A 2,273-nucleotide genomic window follows, 5' to 3' on the forward strand; every position below is an offset into this window, starting at 1 on the left:
AATGGAATCGAGCAGCTCAGCGATTACCGCGCCTCTGGTGCGCTTCTGGAGGGCTGCAAAGCGCTCGATCACTTCATGCGTAGCAGGCTCAAGAGTCACCTGAACGCGCGGCTTGAGGGTGGGCATGGAAAAACTCCGGTGGACACTTATGGCTGAAGTGTGGCCCAAAGGTGGACACTTCGTCAATAGGTGAACACTGACGCGCTACGCTTGTCGGCCACGCTCGATCACCGCGCCGGGATTAGCAGGGAATGGACGTTTTCATTACGTAACGGGAATGGAGTGAGGACAGCCGGCACGGCGCCCGATCGAGGCTTGGTGGGAGCACAAGCCCTACCCTGTCGATTGCCGTTGAATGGGATGGTTGATTCGCGGGGAAATGACCGCGTTATGGTGCCTGGCTGCGAGCCCTCGCCAAGCACCCAAACGCGGTTTACATCAATGGACTACTTGCTGTTGAACGCCGGGGAACGACTTGAGCAGATGGCTGACGAGCTGCAAAACAGCTGGAGCAGCGTTCTCACCCATACCATCGACACCAAAGTAACTGTGCTGACAATGACCGCAGAAACCGACCTTGATAAGCGCATATGGCTCACCCCAGACAGTGGCATGAGCGGTGATCCAGTGGCCGCAATTCTCGCACTGGTGCCTGATCCTAAGATCACTTGGTTTGATTCGACGGGACACTATGTAGCCTCAGCGGTGATGGTAGCTTTCAGGCCCAATTCCTGGGCGGATTGGATCTGAGAGTGAATGTCTCGATAGCCGTCGAGAATTGGCTGAAACATAAGATTAAGGCCCGGAATAAAGGTAGATCGGTCGCCTTGAATCTCACCGTTCAACGCCTGTTGCGCCCAAGCGTTCATGATCTCGTGATAAGCCTCGAGAGCAGCGTTAAGGGTGTGAAGTTCGTCAATCCAACGCACAGGCACGATAGAATGCTGTTGAGTCATGGTGTATCTCCTTGCAGATCACTTTGATTAGCTGGTGACTAGGGTTGCAGCCCTAGTTGCCAGCGACTTATTCCCCATCTGGGAATTCTTTTCGGCCTCAGCCATAGCGGCTTGAATCGCAGGCCCTAGAGCCTCCCACGAACCAACATCCGCAGCCCACTGAGACATGACAGCACCGTATTGACGGACAAGAGCAAGACGAGCGCGCTCAGTGTCATCAGGACGCCAAACAGTGCCTACAGAGCGCTTTTTAAGCTGATCCCAGCCGAGAACGGCCAGAGCATCAGCAACCCATCCCGCGGCAAAAAACTGAGTGGAATCCCAGGACGATGCAGCGATGCGATGAGGCCCTTTCGGCTTTACGCGAACCTCCAGTCGAGTCCAATCGAGAGGGGCATTGCCGCCAACTTTGGCGCGCTGTTCGTAACCCTTCTCATACAGGCAAATTCTGACCGGCGACTGAGGGGAGCCAAGGTACAGAGTCCGGGCCTGACCCCGTATCCAGTCGCCTTGCTGGTTGATACTGATGCCATTGTCCTGCGCGAATTTAATCAGGTGGCCGGAAAGGGACTCGAAGCACCCTTCTTCAACCCAATCGGCACACGCATCAGCGCGAGTAACACCGTAAGGCAAACCGCAGCTTCGAAGAGCTTCGGCAAGAACAGGAGCATCCTCAGACGAGGAAGTTACGTTAACCCCGGGATTACCACCCCACCAAAGAGTGCAAAGCTTGCGATCACCGCGAGCGATTTTCGCTCCATGGAGGTAACCGTGCATGCCACGATCAGGGGCAAAATCGACCAGTTCCCAAGCACTCATAAGGTGCTGAAGAAGACCCCCGGAATGGGGCTCTGGCACGTAAACAGTTGCTTGATACCAGTCGAAACGGGTCATCCCTCTGAAACCCCCGGTTTAGAGCCTTCGGAGGAACGTTTTTGACGCTTGCGAGGATGAGGTGTGTCAGTACCTGACCCCCGTGTTACAGAGACGGGGGTTGAGGCGTCGTCAGCGCCGTCCGGAATGCCATCCACAATCGAGTTCAATTGACCCAAAGCGCCCTGAGCCTGACCAGTGAGAGAGACAAGTTCTACATGCAAGTCGTCAGCAACAGAACGAAGACGATCCTTGACCGTTTTAGGTGCCTCTTGTGCGGCCTCTAACAGCGCAACAGTGCGCGCAAGCGGTGGGGCAATGGAATCGAGCAGCTCAGCGATTACCGCGCCTCTGGTGCGCTTCTGGAGGGCTGCAAAGCGCTCGATCACTTCATGCGTAGCAGGCTCAAGAGTCACCTGAACGCGCGGCTTGAGGGTGGGCATG

3 protein-coding genes are annotated in these 2,273 nt (G+C 55.8%); 1 reads left to right on the plus strand and 2 read right to left on the minus strand.

All coding sequences use genetic code 11. The features are described 5' to 3' along the window. Nucleotides 1-441 precede the first annotated feature (441 nt). A complete protein-coding gene (locus tag TRP66_RS23375) occupies nt 442-750 on the plus strand; it encodes a hypothetical protein (RefSeq protein WP_333407937.1) in 309 nt (102 codons plus the stop codon). Nucleotides 751-983: 233 nt separating this feature from the next. Here TRP66_RS23375 and TRP66_RS23380 read toward each other — a convergent pair whose 3' ends face one another. Continuing rightward, nucleotides 984-1,850, minus strand: coding sequence for a replication initiation factor domain-containing protein (locus TRP66_RS23380; RefSeq protein WP_333407939.1), 867 nt, complete (start codon nt 1,848-1,850; stop codon nt 984-986). After that, on the minus strand, nt 1,847-2,273 hold a 427-nt coding region (locus tag TRP66_RS23385; RefSeq protein WP_333407941.1), incomplete at its 5' end, for a hypothetical protein. The genes TRP66_RS23385 and TRP66_RS23380, both read right to left, overlap by 4 nt.

This window comes from Pseudomonas sp. JDS28PS106, assembly GCF_036706555.1.
Taxonomy (GTDB): Bacteria; Pseudomonadota; Gammaproteobacteria; order Pseudomonadales; family Pseudomonadaceae; genus Aquipseudomonas.

Bases quoted from the DNA above. Each gene is read 5' to 3' on its own strand.
- TRP66_RS23380 (WP_333407939.1), bottom strand. From the start codon at position 1,850: ATGACCCGTTTCGACTGGTATCAAGCAACTGTTTACGTGCCAGAGCCC.
- TRP66_RS23375 (WP_333407937.1), top strand. From the start codon at position 442: ATGGACTACTTGCTGTTGAACGCCGGGGAACGACTTGAGCAGATGGCT.